Raw genomic sequence first — 17,390 nt, 5'->3', positions numbered from 1 at the left:
AAGAAATCTATTTCGACTCTTCGAACCCGATCAACCGTTCGGACATCGTCGTCATATCTGCAATGAACTGGTTCTGCTCTTCGACACTCGCCTTACTCAGTCGTGCTCCACCGGCCATCTGTGCGTCCGAGATCATCTGAACGAGCACCGGGGGCGAAACGCAGGGATCTACATCGTGAACCTGTCGAATACGTTCGACGAAGCGTACGTAGCGGCTCACGAGCTTTTCGCGAACTGCTGACCAACTGCGCTCGACCTCGGAATCCACCCGCGCCCGGTGCTCGATCACCGCGAGCAGGTCCCCGTAGGTGTACACGGCCGTGATGAACGCCGACGTGGTCGTTCTGAGAACTTCGCGTAGATCCTCGGCCGCTGGCCCCTCCATGTGCTGGGCGTCGAGAAACCGTCGGCACATCATTTCGGCGACGGCACGAAAGACCTCGTCCTTCGACGAGAAGTACGCGTAGAAGGTCGCTCGGGACACATCGGCCCTGGTGGTGATGGTCTCGACGGTCACGGCGTCGTATCCGAGTTCGCCGAAACAGAGAGCAGCGGTGTCGAGCAGGCCGGCCCGACGTGGACCGTCCCCGAGCTTGCGGGCTGTCCGCGCTCGCTCCTGCGTTTCGCTGGTGGTCACCGTCACAGTGTGTGTTGACGTTGACGTCAATGTCAAGAATTGCGGCATCCTCGCCGCCGTTCTCGTCGGCTCAGTCGCGAAGCTGGGCGAGAAGAAAATCGTCTCCCGGATCACCCGTGGGGCCGGCGACATGGTCGGCCCGGCGATCGTCGTCGTGGTGATCGGTGCGGCAGCGGTATTCGAGTAGTTCAGGCGTGGTGGGCCTCGCGTGCCGCCGTCTCCAGTCGGTCGTTGTACTCGGCCCACCACGCCTCATCACCGGGAGCCAGATTGTTGTCGCCCGCCTTCATCCCAGCAGCGCCGTCGATCAGCTCCCGCACGATGTCCGCGTGGCCGGCGTGCCGATGGATCTCGGTGACAACGTGAACGAGTATCCGGTGCAATGTGACGTCGCGACGATCCTCCGGCCAGTGCTTCACGAAGCCGGGGGCGTCCAGATCGTGCTGCTCGATCGTGGCGTCAGCGAAAGCCCAGGTGCGGCGATAGGTTTCGACGATGTCGGCACTGGACTCATCGGCGCGGGCCCACATGTCGACGTTGAGTTCCTCCGAACGCAACCACGCCGGTAGATCGGGAACCCGACGGCCGAACGTCGGACCGAAATACCCGAGCTCGACGCCGATCATGTGTTTGACCAGTCCCAACAAGTTGGTCCCTGTCCGGGTCATCGGACGCCGAATGTCATACTCCGACAGCCCGTCGAGCTTCCAGACGAGCGCGTCACGTGCTGCCTGCAGGTACCGCTGGAGATCTTCCTTTTCCGAGTTGGTGGTCATGAAACCAACCTAAACCGAGTGGAGCAGACATTGACAGCGGTGGAGGATCTGACCGAGGTTGCATCCCGGGCCGTCGCCGCCGAGCGTGACGCCCGGTCGGTGCGCTGGCACAACCCGGCAGCCGTCCGCAAGGCTGCCGCGTCCGTGCGTGATTCGCTCGACGACGAACGATCAGCGCTGAGCCGACCGTCGTACAGCGGGTTGTCGCCGTCGCCGCACATGGCTCGCCAACTCGAACTGATCACGACGTTGCAGCCGCCGCTGCCCGCCGACGCCGGCATCAGCACCGCCGCGCAGGCCGAGGCCGACGCCGTCGCCGCGGTGACCACCGCGCGGATAGCCTTGCGCGCCGCCCACCTTGCGGTTCTCGAAGCACGCGTCGCCGCGCTCGATGCCGGAGATACCGATACCGTCGCCGCCGCGATCCGCGGTTACGTCCCGCTGAACTCGGGCAACCCCGTCGTCCGGCACGTGCAGGATCTCGGCTCCCGGATCCGTGAGGAAGCACGGCACGTCGTGAGTGGCAAGCCTCGGTCGATCGCTTTTCGACTGGGGCTGAGCCTCGGAATGGGCTTGGTGTACCTGGCATTCATTCGCCTCTTCCAGTGGGACGCCAAGGAAGATCGACTGCCTTACCTTGCGCTGTACGCACTCTCGGGTGTGGTCGGAAGCGTCGTGTGCACCAATGCGCTCAGCTTCGACGCCGGCCGCGTCCGTGCTGCTTTGTCCGGCGGAACCAGGCTCTGGCACGTCCTCGTCGCGAAGAATGCGATGATGCTGCTTCTCGTCGGCAGCGCCGGGTTCTTGCTCAGTGCCATCCTCGCGTGGCGCTCCGGAAGCAGTGCTGATCTGGTGAAGGCGTGCGGTCAGGTACTGACCATGATCCTGCTGTGGCTCGGTGTCGCCAACGTGATGTCCGTGGCCTTGCCGCTGCGGGCCGAACCGATGACGGCGAGGCGCCACGACGGCACGTGGAAGCAGTTCCTGCTGTCTTTCGTCATCTCGTACGGTGTCGGACTSATCGTCAATCTGATGCTCTACTGGCGAGTCTGGGCCAAGACGACGCTGCTCGAACAAATGGGCGGGCCGTGGATTCCGGTCCTGCTGCTCCTCGCGAGCGCGGCCGCGACGTGGCTGTTGCTGACCGTACTGGCCGTACTCCTGGCCGAGCAACCACGCTTCCGGCGCGCCTTGCAACGGGAGATGGTGGTCTACCGCGAAGAAACCAACCACTTGCAGGCGACCATTCAGCACAATTCCGGCTAATGTAACCGTGCGTGGCTGATCCGGGCACGCCGCGAGTACACGCAGTGTCGAGGAAGGCGTGACCCATGATGTCCGTAAAGCCTGGCGCAGCCGATACGTCGGCCGCCGTAACCACCGCCTCCTGGCTACCACTGATCGTGGTGGTCCTCACGCAGATTCAGGCGTCGTTCGCCGTCAATGCGCTGACCGTCTCGATGGCCGGCATCACCACCGATCTCGACACTCCTGCAACAAGTGTCGGCACCGCGATCACCGCAGGCACCTTTGCCATGGCTGCCTTCATTCTGCTGGGCGCCAAGATCGGCGCCCGCTACGGGACGCGTTTGGTCTTCCAGATTGCCGTCGCGATTCACGGTCTCGCGATGGCTGCGGTCGCTCTGAGCCAGAGCCCGGCAATGCTGTTCGTGGCGCAAGCCGCGTCCGGCGCCGTGATCGCTCTCATCGCCCCCGCGTTGACGGTTTTCATCGCCACCAACTTCAATGGCGATCAGCAGGCAAAGGCCATCGGTTACCTGGCAGCAGCAATCCCCGCAGCCGGTGTGCTGGCACTACTCATCGCCGGTTCCTTCGCGACGACCATCGGGTGGCGTTACTCCTTCGCCCTCGTCGTGGCGCTCGCCGTGGTCAACCTGGTCCTGAGTTTCCGTGTCAAACCTGTTCCCCCGCAGAAGGACATCACCATCGATTGGGCCGGCGCCGCACTGGCTGCCGTTGCCGTCATCCTGCTCAGCTTCGGTTTCAGCGGCCTGAACTCGTGGGGCGTCATCCTGGCCACCGACGCTGCGCCGTTCTCGGTCATCGGTGTTTCACCCGCGGCCATCCTGATCGTCCTCGGCACCATCTGCGCGCAGGGATTCTTCCAGTGGACGCGAAGCCGCAAGGCGCAGAACAAGCCTCAGCTCTTCAATCTCGACGTCCTCAAGACCGGCGCCGAGCGCGCCACCACGATCTGCATGGCGACGATGATGTTCGTGGGAACCGCGGCCAACTTCCTCATTCCGCTGTACATGCAGATCATCCAGGGCCGCAGCAGCTTGCAGACGTCGTTCTCGATCATCCCGTACACACTCTCGATCTTCATCGCGAGCACCGTCGTCGCGCGCCTGTACAAGACGTACTCCCCGCGTCTGATCGCACGAGCCGGGTTCGTCGTTGTTGCCGCTGGACTCATACTGTTGGCCTTCACCATTCGTGGTGACTGGCATCAGATCTTTGTTGTCATCGGCCTTATCACGCTCGGCCTCGGGCAGGGCGCCATCGTTGCGCTGGTGTTCAACACCCTCCTCACCGCAGCTCCCAAGGAACTGGCCGGTGACGTCGGCGCCTGGCGAGGACTGGTACACAACATGTCCGGCAGCGTCGGCATCGCGGTGGCCAGCGTGTTCGCCGTCGGAATCCTGGGTACCCTCGTCAGCTCGCAGCTGATCGACAACCCCACCATCCCGGCATCGCTCAAGGTCGAGTCAGGGATCAATCTCGACCAGGTCAACTTCGTCCCCAACGATCAACTCGTCGTGACGCTCGAAAACACCTCGGCGACACAGGCACAGATCGACGAAGCCATCCGGATCAACACCGAAGCGCGCCTGCGCGCACTGCGAACCTCGCTGCTCGTACTCGCCGGGCTCTCTCTGCTCGCCATCATTCCGGCCGGGCGCATGCCCAACGAAGTACCTGCTCTGGACGAACCGCAACCCACGAAGGGCAAGAAGTAACCGATGTCCAACCAAGACCAATTCGGTCCGATCGAATACGTTGCCGTCGAGTTTCCCGGCGGTGCACCGACCTCCGCGGGATTCGAGCAGCTGCTCACTCTCGTCGACTCCGGAGTGATCCGCATCCTCGACCTCGAGTTCGTCACCAAAGCCGCCGACGGATCGGTATCCGTCGTACCCGCGTCCACCTTCGAACTCGCAGATTTCGATCTGGCGCAGTTCGACGGCGCTGCCTCCGGACTGCTCGACGCCGGCGACATCGCTGCCGTTGGTGACGAGTTGGCCGCCGGAAGTGTTGCCGCCGTACTCGTCTACGAGGAACTGGCAATACTGCCGGTCATCGAGGCCTGGACCCGCAGCGGCGCAAAGGTTGTCACCGAAGGTCACCTGAGCGTGGACGAACTGGCTGCTGCACTGGACAACACCGCACCGGATACCACGGAGAAGGACGCATGAGTTTCTTGAGGCGAGCCGGCCGGGTAGCCGTCGCAAGCTCCATTCACGGCAATGTTCAGCGCCGTCAGCGGACCCGTTGGGCCGCCGAAGATCAGGCCCGCGCAGCGCAGGTCCAGCCGGTGCCGCCGATTCCCGATCTACCGCCCCTCCCGCCGCAGGCAGCTCCGGCAGAATCGGAAATGTCGATGGACGCGAAGCTCGAACAGCTCACCAAGCTGGGCGAACTCAAGAATGCCGGCGTATTGACGGAGGCCGAGTTCGAGACCCAGAAGGCCCGCATCCTCGCCTGAACTAGCTGGGCCGCCCGAGTGCAAAAGCCATGACGGGAAGCTGCGTCGTCGCGAGATTCAACAGAGATGCCACTCGCGCATCCGTGAATCCTGCGATGGCGCAGCCCACAAGTCCCATCGCCTCGGTCACAAGGTACAGATTCTGAACCAGCACACCGGCATCCACGTGCATCGTGCGGTAGTGCCGCATCGCGTACTTCTCGAGCGGCGCTTCCACGTTCGCGACGACAAACAGAAGAACCGGGAACACGTCGACGAACTCGGGTTGGAGAAGGCTCGCTCGAAGGTGCTCTCGCACGTCGCCTGGCCGGACAGCCTCGGCGCGGCCCTGGGCGTACCGGTACACCCCGACTCCGAGCGGATCACAGGGCCGGGTGAGACCCATCAACACCGTCAGTTCGCGCATCCCGCCCGCGGTCGGGCTGCTGACAAGGCTGTGGTGCAACACGTTTGACAGCTCGCCTGCTCGGAGTGCCGTCTGTGCGGGGTCGTAGCGGCTCCCTCGAGCCTGCAAGACGTCCGCGAACCCGCGGGCCGGCAGTGACGTCGGGGCCGGCAGGTCCACGGATTCACACGTCACCGGCGGCAGTGCGTGCTCGTCGAACGGTAGCTCCGACGGACTCACCGTCCGGTCCAACGCTGCATGCAGCGATACGACGGCCTCGATTCGCTCGAGTGCGGTCACGAACCCGGGTGCAGCAGGCGAGACACCTCGGCAGCTCCGTCGATCGACACCAATTCACCGGCGAACCACGCCTCCGGGACTGCAAAGATCGCATTCGACGTCGCGGCAGGCGTCCCGGCAAATGCCGTGCGAGCAGCGTCGAGTGTGGATTCCCGAGCCGACTCGGTGGAGTAAACGACAAGAATTGCCTGCGGCGACTTCGCGAGTATCGATTCGGTGGCTACCTGGCCGAAGTACTTCCCATCCGGAAGGTCGCTCTCGTAGAGGTTCTTTCCCCCGGCCGCCTCGAGCACGCTGCTGTAGAGGCCCCTCGCCAGAGCGTAGGACTGCCCCTCCGAAACCTGAACCATCACAGTGGGAACCGGCTCCTTCCCGGCCACGGACGCCTCGGTTTCTGCGAGCGACTTCTTGCCATCTGCCAGGAGAGTTGCTGCTTCGTCACTTGTTCCGGTCAGGGCACCGAGACCGTCGATGTCGGACCAGACGTCGTCGATCCGCCCCTCGGTGACCGCCTTGTGGCAGTAGCCGCTGTTCACGAAGATCGGGATGCCGAGGTCACGCAATTCGTCCATGCTCTGCAGTCGGTCACCGTCGAACCAATATTCCCCGTCGGAGACGATCAGATCCGGACGGGCGTCGAGCAATGCTTCTTTCGCGGGAACTCCGGTGCTCAGTACCGGCACGGCCGCGAACTGATCCGCGAGTTCGGGGCTGGGAGGAGAGAGATCGGTATTCGATTGTCCGACAATGTGGTCGGCGGCACCGAGTTGAATCAGAAGCTCCGTCATCGACGGATACAGCGAGACAATCCGCTCCGCCGTCTTGGGCAACGTGACCTCGCGGTCACAATTGGTGACGGAAATCTTCTCGGACGACGACGTCGCCGAATCCGCCGTGGAGTTTCCGCATGCGGTCAGTACTGCAGTGACGGTAACGGCCGAGCACAACAGCGCGGCAGTACGTATCGAGGATTTCAAGAAACTGCTTCTTTCGTGTTTAGGAGCGGAGGGGCGAACGAGAGCAGGGGGCGCCCGGTCAACGGATGAGTGCCGAGATGCACCTGAACCCCGAATACTTCGGACACCAGGTCCTCGGTGAGGACCTCGGCCGTTGGTCCTGTCGCGACAACTACCCCGCCGGAGAGCAGACAGACGTAGTCGCAATACGCTGCGGCCAAGGCGAGTTCATGGATCGCGACAATCGTCGTGGTACCGAGTTCGGCGACCAATTCCATCAGTTCGAGTTGAGCTCGGATGTCGAGGTGGTTGGTGGGCTCGTCCAAGACCAGCACCGAAGGTTGTTGAGCGATCGCCCGGGCCAACATCACCCGCTGCTTTTCTCCGCCGGACAGTTCAGCGAAGAGTCGTGATCCGAAGCCGTGCATACCGGTTCGCGCCAGTGCGGCACTGACGATGTCCCGGTCGATTTCACCGAGTCGAGAGAATGCGCTGTGATGCGGCGTCCGGCCCGTCGCCACCACCTCGCGGACGCTGAACGAGAAGTCGGATGAATGCTCTTGCCCCACAACACCGATGATGCGTGCTGCGGATCGTGGCGAGAGATCGTCCCACACGTTCACTTCGTCGACCTTCACGATTCCGCTTCGCGGCTTCATCGAGCGGTACAACGCGCGCAGGAGGGAGGACTTTCCACTGCCGTTCGGCCCGACGAGTCCGACCACGCTCCCCTCGGGCGCTTCGAGATCTACGCCGGAAACCACCAGACGCCCACCTCGAACGACCTGAATCCCGCTGGCCGACAATCTCATGACTGCGCACCTCCGTCGCGTCGAAGTAACCAGAGGAAGAACGGAGCACCCAATCCGGCGGTGATGATTCCGAGCGGTAATTCGTTGGGCGCATCCAACATCCGAGACGCAAGATCGACGATCACCAGGAAGGTTGCACCGACCAGCGCGGTTGCCGGCAGCAGCTTGCGGTGGTCGGATCCGACGAGGAGTCTTACGGCGTGCGGCACGAGTAGCCCCACGAAACCGATTCCGCCGGCAACGGATACAACAACCGCGGTCAGCAACGACGCGATCACCAGTAGTAGCAACCTGGTACGGCGCACGTCGACGCCCACCGATTGCGCGCTCTCGTCTCCCATCGCCAGCGCGTTGAGTTGGCGAGACTGCGTCAACAGCACTGCCGCACAGACGGTGATCACCGCGGCGGGCACACCGAGATCCGACCACCCTGCCCCGCTCACCGAACCGAGTAACCAGAAGAGCACTCCCGAAAGCTGACTCGGATCGGCGCGTAACTGCACGAAACTTGTTGCAGCCGAAAGCAGATAGCCGATGGCAACTCCGGCCAGGACCATGCGCAGCGGGACAAGCATTCCCTCGCGCCGACCCAGTACGAGAACCGCGATCAGGGAAACCATGGCCCCCAGGAAGGCTGCCACCGGAACACCGATCGACAGGCCGGTTCCGATGCCCGTCGTCATGATCAGCACTGCGCCGAATGACGCTCCGGAACCGACACCCAAGATGTACGGATCGGCAATCGGATTGCGCACCAACGCTTGCAGTACCGCGCCGGCCAGTGATAACCCGGCACCTGCCAGTGCCGCGATCAGAATGCGCGGAACCCGCAGTCCCCACACGATCCGATCGAGTAGCGGGTCGACCGGCGGTCCACCGACGTGCGCGTACAACACCGCGAATACGTCGGCGAAGGACAGCGACGCAGCGCCCGACCACACCGCGACGGTGGAGACGGTGGCAAGAACCACGGCCGTGGCCAACAGAAACGGGACGTATCCGCGGTCGCCGACGGGATGCGCACGCGACGGGGCATCAGGTACTGCTTCGCTGGTCAGCGTCATCGCACTCCTGAATAGGCGGGGGTTCACAGGGATGAACAGGTGGATCTAATCATAACGACAGTCGTTTTCATTAATAGTGACATGCTCATCTGTGCGGACAAGGATCGGTACGCAGGGCGCTCACCCACGCGAAGAGTGCCCCGACCAGCGCAAAGCTGCACGCAACGAGGTAGGCGGTGCCGATATCCCATCGTCCTGCAATTGCCCCGGCAATCAAGGCACCCACCGGCGAACCACCCCAGGCGACCATCCTCGCCGTGGTGTTCACGCGCCCCTGTAGACGATCCGGAGTCAGACGCTGACGTGCACCGATGCCGTTGAGGATGGTGACAGTCGCACAGCCGGAGTAGACGGTCAGAGCGGTGATCGCGGCGGCGGTGTTGCTGGTTGTCGCAACGACGAACAGCACCACCGGGGCGATGGTCAACGCACCGACAGTGATCGCGCCGACCGGCCATTGCGCCGGTAGGCGTGGGAGCAAGACTGCGCCGACCACGCCACCCACGGAGACTGCTGTCCACACGGCCCCGATCATCGGACTCGACGTCGAAATCCCCAGCCTCTCGGTCGCGTACACCACCAGGAGCGCCGTGACAGCACCCTGCGTCAGCGAATTGACGAAGCCGACGCCGGTCAAGGCTCGCAGGAGCGGAGACTGCCAGAGGAAGCTGAGGCCTTCGCGTATGTCACGCGCAATTCCGGGTTCCGACTTCTTCGGCGCCGCAGGAGTACTCGAGAACGAGGCTCCGATCGACGCCATGGCCAGCCCGGCCAATACGTAGGCCAGTGCATCAGCACCCAATGCGTAGGCCGGGCCGATCGACGCCACGAGCACTCCTGCAATAGCCGGAAAGGCAACATCGACGAGCGTGCTGGAAGTCCACAGCGCACTGTTGGCGGCCGGTATTCTCTGCCGACCGACCAGCGCAGGCAACGCTCCGAAAGCTGCAGCATCGAACCACACGAAACACGTTCCGATGCACATCGATACGCCGACCGCGTGCCATGCCGTCAACACACCGAGCGCCTGAGCCGCCGGAATGCTCGCCAAGGCAAGAGCAGCGACGGCCTGCGCACACAGGATGACTGTCCGCCGGTTGACTCGGTCTGCCACGGCGCCCGCGAACAAGCCGAACACGAGGTACGGCAGAACCGTCCCCGCAGCCGCGAGCGAGGTGAGAAACGGAGACCGACTGATGTCGAACACCAGAATCGGCATTGCCACTCCGGTGACGGCCGCACCGGCCACGGCAATCGTGCGAGCCGTGAAGAAGAATCGAAACGATCTGTCCCGAAACACATGTGGTTGCGCTTCGGCGGATCCCGTCGTCGAGGTCTCGCTCATGTATGCACTCTCTTGTACCTGTTGCTCTCCGTGGCGATCTTTCGTACGGTGGCATCGTAATGGAAATGGTTTCCATTACGGAAGGGATGACAATGAGCAACATTTCGTTCGACAGCGTCTCCAACTCGGCTCCGGCCAATGCACTCCAGGGCGTCGGCACCAACGCCCTCGTCGACAACCCGTTCACCTTCGAGCCCGTTGCCGAGGCGACGTCCGCACACGCTCTGCAGGGTGTGGGCACCAACGCGCTCGTCGACAACCCGTTCAGCTTCCAGAGCTGAAACCTTCCCTGATCCGGACTGTTTCGACGGTCTGATCTGCCGATGACCCCGCCCGCATCCGACTCGTCGGGTGCGGGCACCGACAAGGAGATCCGTGTACGCCCTCGCCGACGGACACCAGCTGTATCCGACACCGGACGGTGTTTGGCATTACCTGACACCGGACGAGAACGCGGTCACGATCGGTGCGCCGGCCGAAGACCTCGCGGAACTCGACAACTTTCTCCGGCGCTCTGGTTCGGTGCTCGGCCCGGGAGCGATCGAGATCGCCGACGCTCTCGTCTCTCGCGGCGTGCTGGCTGTTCCAGGTCAAGTGCCAGAGATTCCGGCCCCACAGCGTGTGCTGATGGACGGGGTCGGACCCGTTGCCGATGCCTGCATCGCTCTGCTCTCCAAGGCGCTTCCGGACCTCGAGGTCGTATCCACCACTGCGCCAATCGAAGACGACGTTGCGTCTTCGGACCTCGTACTGTCGGTTGCCGACGCTCCTCCTCACGACGCGTGGTCGGAACTCGATACCTGGTGCCGCCACAGCCGAACTCCGTGGCAACGCGTCCACGCGGAGCTGGGTGAGATCTGCATCGGTCCCTTCTTCGACGGCATCGACAGCGCGAGCTACCGGGACGTCTGCGGTCGACGACTAGCCGCGTCACGTGTACCGGATCACCTGCTGGCTCTGTGGAACCACCTCGCCGACAGCGAACGTCGTCCGCTTGGACTTTCACCCACCGCAGCCGCAATGGTCAGTGCACTTGCATGTTCGGACGTCGTGGCTAGTTCTTACGGCGCACCGCCATCACACCTTCACCACCAGATCCGGATGAATCCACGAACCCTCATGATGACTCGCCATCCCGTGCTACCACTGCCAGGCGGCGTTCTCGAACCTTCGCCGACGCTCCGGTGATCTCACTCGGAGTGAAGATCCCAGCGGCAGACGGCTCTTCGCTGGCTACGGATGTGCTTCTCCCACCAGATTCTTCACCTCGGGGACTGATCGTGATCCGTACCCCGTACGGACGCGGGTGGCATCTGGCCGAGGGGCTCGAATGGCGATCGCGAGGAATTGCCTTCATCTGTCAGGACGTACGTGGACGGCACGATTCCACCGGATCTTGGGAACCGTACCTCCACGAGCGCGAGGACGGCGCCGCCCTTGCCGAGTGGCTGCAGGATCAGCCGTGGACACCGGAGTGCGTCATCGCAAGCGGGGCTTCGTATGCGGCCGGAACTGCGTGGGCGTTTGCTGCCGAGACCACCAGCGCCGATCGGGCATTTCGCGCTCGCGGCGTCGTCTCCAAAGTGCCGACCATCGGAAGCGACCGCGTCAAACGTGATCCCTCGGGGATACTTCTCCTCGCCGAGCATCTGGCGTGGTGGGGCGAGCACGGAGATTCGTCTTCCTCTCGTGAGGGTTTCATCCCTGCCCTGATGCGCTCGGATTCGTCTTTGCTGGAACATCTCCCGGTGCAGTCGATGATCGAGGAGGTTGGCCTGACCTCCGATTCACCGGGCTGGTTGACGCCGATCCGTCGCGCTCGTGAGCGCGAAGACTTCGGTGGCGATGATCTGGTGTCCGCGGACAAACTCTCCGAACTCGACGTCGCCGGGCTGCACATCGGCGGTTGGGACGATGCGATGATTCGGGAGACACTGCGGCACTTCGCATCCGTGTGGCGTGCGCCGCAGAGTTTGATCGTGGGTCCCTGGGCGCACGACCTCCGCCCTGGAATGGTCGGCGAGACAAGTTTCGGCCGCCTTCAGGTCGAGTGGATGGAATCGATATTCTCGGCGCGGCCCGTGACCATCAATCGGGTATTCGACCGGGGTGCAGGCGAATGGTCGACCGAACCGTATGTCACGGGTGCGAACCGGATTCGTCTCGAACCAGATCGGAAGGACGCAGCCCACAGCTTCCTGTATGAAGCCTCAGGGGACCGAAACAACTGTGTTGTCTGGACTTTCGATATCAAGCACGACTCCGTACTCTCCGGAACACCCTCGGTGGAGCTGAAAGTACATTCACCCCAGGGCGAAGCCGATTGGATCGCCGAACTGAGCGTCGTCGATCCCACTGGAGTCACGAGATCGATCGCTCGTGGCGCGGGTGTCAGCCTGCAGCCGACGATGGTGACAATCGATCTGGATCCCGTGCTGCACACCGTGCGCGCAGGTGATGTCTTGACGCTGCGGATCGCCGGCTCGGACTTCCCACGGCTCGCACGCAATCTCGGAGACGGTGATCGCTATCGAGGAACACGCAGTACCGCACTGCACCAATCATTTTCCGGGTCGTTGACCCTGCCGATACTCGGAGGAACTGCCGGTGGATGACTTGCTGGTCGACGCCCGAAGCGGCGTGCTGACCTCACTGGAACCACACATTCGCTCGGACATGCCGACGGGCTGGGTCGGTTGGGCCGCGAGGGTGGCCGACACCAGAAACTTCGGCGGCAGCGGTTCACTGTTTCGCGCGGACCCTTACGGATTCGGGGCTTCGATACGCAACGACGCAGCGGCCCGCGGGGCGGCAACCGGTGAGGCTGTCGAAAGATATTGCGGCAACGTGGTCCCCGAAGATCTGATCCGCAGCAGTGCGTCAGCGCTGGAACTGGCAGGCTCACGGGTCGTCGACCCGACGAAATTTGCGTTGTACAGCGAGGATCAGTACCGCCTTCCCGGATTCCCCTTTGCTCCCTTCACATCGGCTCTGGAAATCCGCTGGGCGCTGGGTCACACCATGGACGAAAAAGTGCCCACCTATGTGCCGGCCGCCTTGACCTATCTCGGGTACTACACCGGCACCCGTCGCGGCGAACCACCGATCGCGTCGTTGCAGTACGCCGGAATCGCCGCGGGACGCTCACGCGCCGAGGCCGAGATGTCAGCTCTGCTGGAACTTCTCGAACGCGATGCCACCGCGCTGTGGTGGTGCGGGGACCGGTCACAGCCGGCAATCGAACTCGCCGACTGGGAGCGGTTACCTGTGCACCGCCAACTCGGGGATCTGGAGAGCGACACTCGGAGCGTTCGAGTGCTTCTGCTTCCCTCCCCCTTCGGCATTCCCGTCGCCGCAGTGTGGATCCGGGATGACCGACGTGGATTGGTCGCGCTGGGCACAGCTTGTCGACCAACGGTGGAGGCGGCAGTCTCGAAGGCCCTTGTCGAGGCGTACGCCGTACTTGCCATCACGATCGACCTCGCCGACCCCCACGGGCCGACCTGGCGCAGCGTGGCGGACGGAACGCTGCCGGCGCACCTGTACAAACCCTTTCGGGCCGACCGTCGTTACCGGGACGAGTTCGATGCGCAGTGGAAGGACGTCGTCGATCTGCCGACCGTCGCCCAGCTGTATCTCGACCCCGTGATGGCTGGGGCAGCGGAAGAGCATCTCTTCGACTACACCGAAACACGCTCGGTATCAGAGATTCCCGACGAGGCGCCGCTGAATCTGACTTCTCTGATTGCTCTCCTGACGTCCCGAGGACACCAGCCGCTTTCCGTCGATCTCACCACTCGCGACATCTCGATTGCCGGGTTACACGTCGTCCGCGTCCTGTCTCCCGGCCTCTACAACAATGCGCCGGCAGCTTTTCCCCTTCTTGGAGGTAGCAGATTGACCAGCGCATCCACCACCCATCTGCATCTGCCGGTTCCTCTCGCATGAGAACTTTGCTCGTCGACCGCCGAACTGGGATCATTCGAGAGTTGGTCGACGCCGTTGTTCCCCAGCACTTTCCGCCGGAGTTCAAGCTGATTCACTCGTATGTCTCCGACTCGGCACGCTTCTCACCCTGGTCCAGCGACTCGGCGGGTGCCGGATACTGCTTCGATCTGGGTGACCGTGCGCGGCCTACCGCTGCCGCGATAGGTGAAGCGGTGGAACGATATTGCGGGAACATCGTCACCAAACCGATCGTCCGCGGGTCGGCCGATGCATTGATCGGAGCAAGCATCGACCTGTCACAACTCGCGTGTTTCGACGCCGCCCAGTACGCGCGGCCACAGTTCCCGTTCGTCGAACCAACCGACGATCTCGAGTTGGACTGGACTCGCGGAGTCGACCTGATGACGGGTTCGGATATCTGGGTACCGGCCGAACTCGTCTGGGGTTCGTATCCTCATTTCGTCGCCCGGACGGGTCCGGCGATCTCTCCAGTAGCACAGGCGGGTCTCGCCGCCGGTCCCACGACGGAATTCGCGATACGGAATGCAGTGCGCGAGATAGTCGAGCGCGACGCGATGACGCTTTCCTGGACCGGAAGACGCGGCGTTCGGATAGTCACCGGCATCCCCGAGGTGCTTCGGCGCCTGGGCAATCACGGCAGCCTCTCGACCAGGTGGTTGTCATTCGACAGCGATTTCGGCATCCCGGTGCTCGGCGCCCTCGTCCACGACCGACTCACCGGATACTCGACCATGGGTACCGCCTGCCACGAAGAAGCGCAGACGGCTGCTTTCAAGTCGCTCGGCGAAGCGCTTCAGCTGCAACTGCTTTCCGCCGACTACGACGACCCGGAGAGCGGCATCGGTCTAGCCGCTGCCTCCCCGACCAGCCCGCTTGCGCCGTGGCGAGCCGACCGACACTACGCGGACGTCTACCGATCGGACTTTGCCGACGTCATGGACTACGGATGCCACTTGCAGCTCCACCTGGACCCGGAGATCCAAGCACGATTCGAGAGTGAGCTGGCAGATGCCGTCGTCGGCGAGGTGGACCTCGACTCTCTGACGTCACCCATCGACACCGAAAGCGCACTGACAGGTTCGGGTTTCAGGCCGGCATGGGTCGATCTGACCACAACTGATGTTCTCCGCGCCGGCCTGCGCGTCGTCCGCGTCGTCGTTCCCGGTTGTCTCACCAATGCGGCCGCCGGATTGCCGTTTCTCGGCTCGCCCCGACTAGTCGACGGTCTTGCCGGACGTCCGCCTCGTACCATCCCATTGCCGCACTGACAGTTCCGGAACTGCCAGTTGTAACGACTCTGCGGTCTCCACCGCGTGAAACCAAGTCGGCTTCGAGATTGCACTGTCTCGAATCACCTGCACGGCACGCGCGGCGATGGTTGCCGTCGCGGCCGACTGGCTACGCCCCGAAACCCACAGCGCCGGGCCGGTATCCGTTCGTGCCATCGCAACCCAACGATCCGAGCCCCACAGCTTCTTCGGCACTACCTTCTGGAGGGCGGGCGCCCACGTCATGGCCGCAAGCCCGAGCGTCGCGGTGGACGTGTCCAATCGCAGGTACGTTCTGACCGGAACACCAAGGTCGCGCGTCAACGCATGTTGGTCCGAAAAGTCTGCCCGCACAGCAGGACCGGATCGGTACCCGGTCGCGTCCGCCGGCATCCGAAACGTCTTCATCCCGGTGTAGTTCCGGATCGATCGCCCGTCGGGATCGGGAAACCTCGTTCCCAACATCCCGTACGTCCACGCCGTCGCGGCCGGCCCGTGTAGTTCTCCGCCGCCGAGGCCGATCACGATGTCCACGGGTCCGTCGCCGAGTCGATGCGCTTCGGCGGCAAGGACACTGGTCAATCCCGGTGCCAATCCGACGCCCATCAGAACTGGGCCGTCGACCGCTTCCAGTTCTTCGCAGTAGCTCGAGGTTGCCGTGATGTCGACGAATGCCGCCCCACCGCGTACCGCTTCTTCTGCCAGGCGAACGTCCTCGAAACCCGACGCATTCACCACGACATCGAAGTCTCGAACCACAGCCGCGTACGCGCCTGGTTCTTTAAGATCAACGACGACGTCCGCGCGGGCACGATCGCGCCCGGCGGAGTACGCGGAGATTTCGGGGACCTTCGCGAGTTGTTTCATCAGGGGAATCCCGACGGCACCGTAGCCACCGAGTACAAGAACCTTCGTCATTATTTCGCCTCCCGAGTCGCTAGAGTTCGACTCTAGAGTTAAACTCTAATCATGACTGAGGTTCTTCGGGAAGACACGTCGGCGCGGCGCAAGATCATCGAGGCAGCGCGGGAAGTTTTTGTCGATCCCGGCTACGCGGCCGCCACGATCAAACAGCTTGCCGCGGCGGCGGGCGTGTCGGTGCAGAGTGTCTATTTTGTGTTCGGCAACAAGCCGAGCGTGCTGTCAGCACTGCTCGACGTGGCCGTTGCGGGCGACGAGGAAAAGACGGCAACTCTCGACCGTCCGTGGGTGGCGGCAGCACTAGGCGCCCCACATCCACTCGGGCAACTCCGGATTCAGGTTCACCACGGACGGCTCATTCTGGAGCGCACCGCAGACATCCTGTTGGCACTGCGGGCTGCCGCTTCCGCCGACGAGGACGCCGCCCGCCTGTGGCAAATCAACCGCACTCAGCGACGCACGGTGCAGGAACATCTGATGGTCGGCATAGTCGAAAAAGCGCCAACCGTCGACCTCGAAACAGCCGTGAACGTCGCACTCACGCTGCTCAGCCCCGAGACGTACACAGACCTCGTGGTCGGCGCGGGTTGGACCGGCCAAAAGTACGAAGAATGGGTGGTCAACACCCTTGCCGCCACCCTCGGCCTGGACCGAACCGTCAAATCCCGGAAGTAGCTGGGACTACTTGGTGGGCTTGTCGTCGATGTGCCGTGGGTTGTTCCACAGGCGTTCCGTCAGATCGTGAAGGACGGCGAGGGTGATCGTGTCGTCGTCCCGTCGGAGCAACGACTGACTGACCGTCGCGCGCACCAACGTGGAGTCGGAGTGCACGAACTCCTTGACCGAGCCCGGCTCGGAACTCAGTTCACGATGAGCCTGCTCGGCACTGACGTCGTCGGCATCCTTGTCGTAGAGGATGTCCTGCAAACGCAACGCCGAGACGGCCTTCTTGGGATATCCCAGCATGTCAGCGAAGGACGGGTTGGCAAAAACGATGCTGCCGTCGCGGTGAACGGCCATGACCGGCACCGGAAGCCTGTCGAGGAGAATCAGAGCAGGCATCTGCTCCAGATCCGCAATCGGCGATTGTGGCGGCTGCGCAACATTGCGGCGGCGTTCCATAACACGTCCTCTCAAGTTGCCCGAGTCGACAACAGTCTAACTGCCCAGCAAATCGCGGGTTGACTTCCCGCCCGGATGCAGTGACGAATGCCCGAATCGTGCCCGCCT

Annotated in this window: 20 protein-coding genes; 11 read left to right on the top strand and 9 right to left on the bottom strand. The window is 63.1% G+C overall.

What is annotated here, in order from left to right:
- Positions 1-7: 7 nt before the first annotated feature.
- The gene (locus AC1DVN_RS08330) at positions 8-643 is read right to left on the bottom strand and encodes a TetR/AcrR family transcriptional regulator (protein ID WP_019746323.1); all 636 of its coding nucleotides are present in this window, start codon (positions 641-643) and stop codon (positions 8-10) included.
- A gap of 1 nt (position 644) precedes the next feature.
- On the opposite strand from AC1DVN_RS08330, the gene AC1DVN_RS08325 reads away from it, so the two are divergent.
- The gene (locus tag AC1DVN_RS08325; protein ID WP_139047398.1) at positions 645-824 is read left to right on the top strand and encodes a hypothetical protein; all 180 of its coding nucleotides are present in this window, start codon (positions 645-647) and stop codon (positions 822-824) included.
- A gap of 1 nt (position 825) precedes the next feature.
- Here the strand turns inward: AC1DVN_RS08325 and AC1DVN_RS08320 are convergent, their stop codons facing one another.
- On the bottom strand, positions 826-1,413 hold the full coding sequence (locus AC1DVN_RS08320; protein WP_019746321.1) for a DinB family protein: 588 nt from the start codon (positions 1,411-1,413) through the stop codon (positions 826-828).
- A gap of 18 nt (positions 1,414-1,431) precedes the next feature.
- On the opposite strand from AC1DVN_RS08320, the gene AC1DVN_RS08315 reads away from it, so the two are divergent.
- From AC1DVN_RS08315 to AC1DVN_RS08300, 4 genes are all read left to right on the top strand, one after another.
- Positions 1,432-2,679 carry a hypothetical protein gene (locus tag AC1DVN_RS08315; RefSeq protein ID WP_477993695.1) on the top strand — a complete coding sequence of 416 codons (1,248 nt, stop codon included), beginning with the start codon at positions 1,432-1,434 and terminating at the stop codon, positions 2,677-2,679.
- A 65-nt stretch (positions 2,680-2,744) separates the two neighbouring features.
- The gene (locus tag AC1DVN_RS08310) at positions 2,745-4,394 is read left to right on the top strand and encodes an MFS transporter (protein WP_019746318.1); all 1,650 of its coding nucleotides are present in this window, start codon (positions 2,745-2,747) and stop codon (positions 4,392-4,394) included.
- A 3-nt stretch (positions 4,395-4,397) separates the two neighbouring features.
- Positions 4,398-4,850: a DUF6325 family protein gene (locus AC1DVN_RS08305; RefSeq protein WP_070796736.1), complete on the top strand. Its 453-nt coding sequence runs from the start codon at positions 4,398-4,400 to the stop codon at positions 4,848-4,850.
- Positions 4,847-5,140, top strand: a complete 294-nt coding sequence (locus AC1DVN_RS08300) for an SHOCT domain-containing protein (RefSeq protein ID WP_069146707.1) — start codon at positions 4,847-4,849, stop codon at positions 5,138-5,140. The genes AC1DVN_RS08305 and AC1DVN_RS08300 overlap by 4 nt, the downstream gene beginning before the upstream one ends.
- A gap of 1 nt (position 5,141) precedes the next feature.
- On the opposite strand, the gene AC1DVN_RS08295 is transcribed toward AC1DVN_RS08300, so the two are convergent.
- The 5 genes from AC1DVN_RS08295 to AC1DVN_RS08275 all read right to left on the bottom strand — a co-directional run bounded on the left by AC1DVN_RS08295 (position 5,142) and on the right by AC1DVN_RS08275 (position 10,002).
- On the bottom strand, positions 5,142-5,825 hold the full coding sequence (locus AC1DVN_RS08295) for a SagB family peptide dehydrogenase (protein WP_477993694.1): 684 nt from the start codon (positions 5,823-5,825) through the stop codon (positions 5,142-5,144).
- Positions 5,822-6,802 carry an ABC transporter substrate-binding protein gene (locus tag AC1DVN_RS08290; RefSeq protein ID WP_477993693.1) on the bottom strand — a complete coding sequence of 327 codons (981 nt, stop codon included), beginning with the start codon at positions 6,800-6,802 and terminating at the stop codon, positions 5,822-5,824. The genes AC1DVN_RS08295 and AC1DVN_RS08290 overlap by 4 nt, the downstream gene beginning before the upstream one ends.
- On the bottom strand, positions 6,799-7,593 hold the full coding sequence (locus AC1DVN_RS08285) for an ABC transporter ATP-binding protein (protein ID WP_477993692.1): 795 nt from the start codon (positions 7,591-7,593) through the stop codon (positions 6,799-6,801). The genes AC1DVN_RS08290 and AC1DVN_RS08285 overlap by 4 nt, the downstream gene beginning before the upstream one ends.
- Complete coding sequence (locus AC1DVN_RS08280; protein ID WP_069146710.1) at positions 7,590-8,657, bottom strand: FecCD family ABC transporter permease; 1,068 nt, start codon at positions 8,655-8,657, stop codon at positions 7,590-7,592. Before AC1DVN_RS08280 ends, AC1DVN_RS08285 begins: the two co-directional genes overlap by 4 nt.
- 85 nt (positions 8,658-8,742) lie before the next feature.
- Positions 8,743-10,002, bottom strand: coding sequence for an MFS transporter (locus AC1DVN_RS08275; RefSeq protein ID WP_031330989.1), 1,260 nt, complete (start codon positions 10,000-10,002; stop codon positions 8,743-8,745).
- 92 nt (positions 10,003-10,094) lie between these two features.
- Between AC1DVN_RS08275 and AC1DVN_RS08270 the strand changes: the two genes are divergently transcribed.
- The 5 genes from AC1DVN_RS08270 to AC1DVN_RS08250 all read left to right on the top strand — a co-directional run bounded on the left by AC1DVN_RS08270 (position 10,095) and on the right by AC1DVN_RS08250 (position 15,239).
- Positions 10,095-10,283, top strand: coding sequence for a streptamidine-related RiPP repeat protein (locus AC1DVN_RS08270; RefSeq protein WP_003943543.1), 189 nt, complete (start codon positions 10,095-10,097; stop codon positions 10,281-10,283).
- 94 nt (positions 10,284-10,377) lie between these two features.
- A complete protein-coding gene (locus AC1DVN_RS08265) occupies positions 10,378-11,190 on the top strand; it encodes a hypothetical protein (RefSeq protein ID WP_477993691.1) in 813 nt (270 codons plus the stop codon).
- Positions 11,187-12,617, top strand: a complete 1,431-nt coding sequence (locus AC1DVN_RS08260; protein WP_477993690.1) for a CocE/NonD family hydrolase — start codon at positions 11,187-11,189, stop codon at positions 12,615-12,617. Before AC1DVN_RS08265 ends, AC1DVN_RS08260 begins: the two co-directional genes overlap by 4 nt.
- Positions 12,610-13,950, top strand: coding sequence for a YcaO-like family protein (locus AC1DVN_RS08255; RefSeq protein WP_322742492.1), 1,341 nt, complete (start codon positions 12,610-12,612; stop codon positions 13,948-13,950). Before AC1DVN_RS08260 ends, AC1DVN_RS08255 begins: the two co-directional genes overlap by 8 nt.
- Entirely contained in the window at positions 13,947-15,239 is a 1,293-nt protein-coding gene (locus AC1DVN_RS08250; protein ID WP_477993689.1) for a YcaO-like family protein, read from the top strand. The genes AC1DVN_RS08255 and AC1DVN_RS08250 overlap by 4 nt, the downstream gene beginning before the upstream one ends.
- Here AC1DVN_RS08250 and AC1DVN_RS08245 read toward each other — a convergent pair.
- Positions 15,186-16,157 carry a saccharopine dehydrogenase family protein gene (locus AC1DVN_RS08245; RefSeq protein WP_153213364.1) on the bottom strand — a complete coding sequence of 324 codons (972 nt, stop codon included), beginning with the start codon at positions 16,155-16,157 and terminating at the stop codon, positions 15,186-15,188. The genes AC1DVN_RS08250 and AC1DVN_RS08245 overlap by 54 nt on opposite strands.
- A gap of 51 nt (positions 16,158-16,208) precedes the next feature.
- Between AC1DVN_RS08245 and AC1DVN_RS08240 the strand changes: the two genes are divergently transcribed.
- Entirely contained in the window at positions 16,209-16,835 is a 627-nt protein-coding gene (locus tag AC1DVN_RS08240; protein WP_019746303.1) for a TetR/AcrR family transcriptional regulator, read from the top strand.
- Between the two features lie 6 nt (positions 16,836-16,841).
- On the opposite strand, the gene AC1DVN_RS08235 is transcribed toward AC1DVN_RS08240, so the two are convergent.
- A complete protein-coding gene (locus AC1DVN_RS08235; protein ID WP_003943598.1) occupies positions 16,842-17,282 on the bottom strand; it encodes a PAS domain S-box protein in 441 nt (146 codons plus the stop codon).
- Between the last annotated feature and the right edge of the window lie 108 nt (positions 17,283-17,390).

The organism is Rhodococcus sp. P4_E4 (assembly GCF_056401575.1).
This window is presented reverse-complemented; position numbering and strand designations above follow the sequence as displayed.

What these genes read in the sequence shown, in the direction of transcription:
- AC1DVN_RS08320 (WP_019746321.1), bottom strand. Translation starts at nt 1,413, where the DNA reads ATGACCACCAACTCGGAAAAGGAAGATCTCCAGCGGTACCTGCAGGCA.
- AC1DVN_RS08245 (WP_153213364.1), bottom strand. Translation starts at nt 16,157, where the DNA reads ATGACGAAGGTTCTTGTACTCGGTGGCTACGGTGCCGTCGGGATTCCC.
- AC1DVN_RS08300 (WP_069146707.1), top strand. Translation starts at nt 4,847, where the DNA reads ATGAGTTTCTTGAGGCGAGCCGGCCGGGTAGCCGTCGCAAGCTCCATT.
- AC1DVN_RS08275 (WP_031330989.1), bottom strand. Translation starts at nt 10,002, where the DNA reads ATGAGCGAGACCTCGACGACGGGATCCGCCGAAGCGCAACCACATGTG.
- AC1DVN_RS08305 (WP_070796736.1), top strand. Translation starts at nt 4,398, where the DNA reads ATGTCCAACCAAGACCAATTCGGTCCGATCGAATACGTTGCCGTCGAG.
- AC1DVN_RS08270 (WP_003943543.1), top strand. Translation starts at nt 10,095, where the DNA reads ATGAGCAACATTTCGTTCGACAGCGTCTCCAACTCGGCTCCGGCCAAT.
- AC1DVN_RS08235 (WP_003943598.1), bottom strand. Translation starts at nt 17,282, where the DNA reads ATGGAACGCCGCCGCAATGTTGCGCAGCCGCCACAATCGCCGATTGCG.
- AC1DVN_RS08240 (WP_019746303.1), top strand. Translation starts at nt 16,209, where the DNA reads ATGACTGAGGTTCTTCGGGAAGACACGTCGGCGCGGCGCAAGATCATC.
- AC1DVN_RS08310 (WP_019746318.1), top strand. Translation starts at nt 2,745, where the DNA reads ATGATGTCCGTAAAGCCTGGCGCAGCCGATACGTCGGCCGCCGTAACC.
- AC1DVN_RS08285 (WP_477993692.1), bottom strand. Translation starts at nt 7,593, where the DNA reads ATGAGATTGTCGGCCAGCGGGATTCAGGTCGTTCGAGGTGGGCGTCTG.
- AC1DVN_RS08280 (WP_069146710.1), bottom strand. Translation starts at nt 8,657, where the DNA reads ATGACGCTGACCAGCGAAGCAGTACCTGATGCCCCGTCGCGTGCGCAT.
- AC1DVN_RS08250 (WP_477993689.1), top strand. Translation starts at nt 13,947, where the DNA reads ATGAGAACTTTGCTCGTCGACCGCCGAACTGGGATCATTCGAGAGTTG.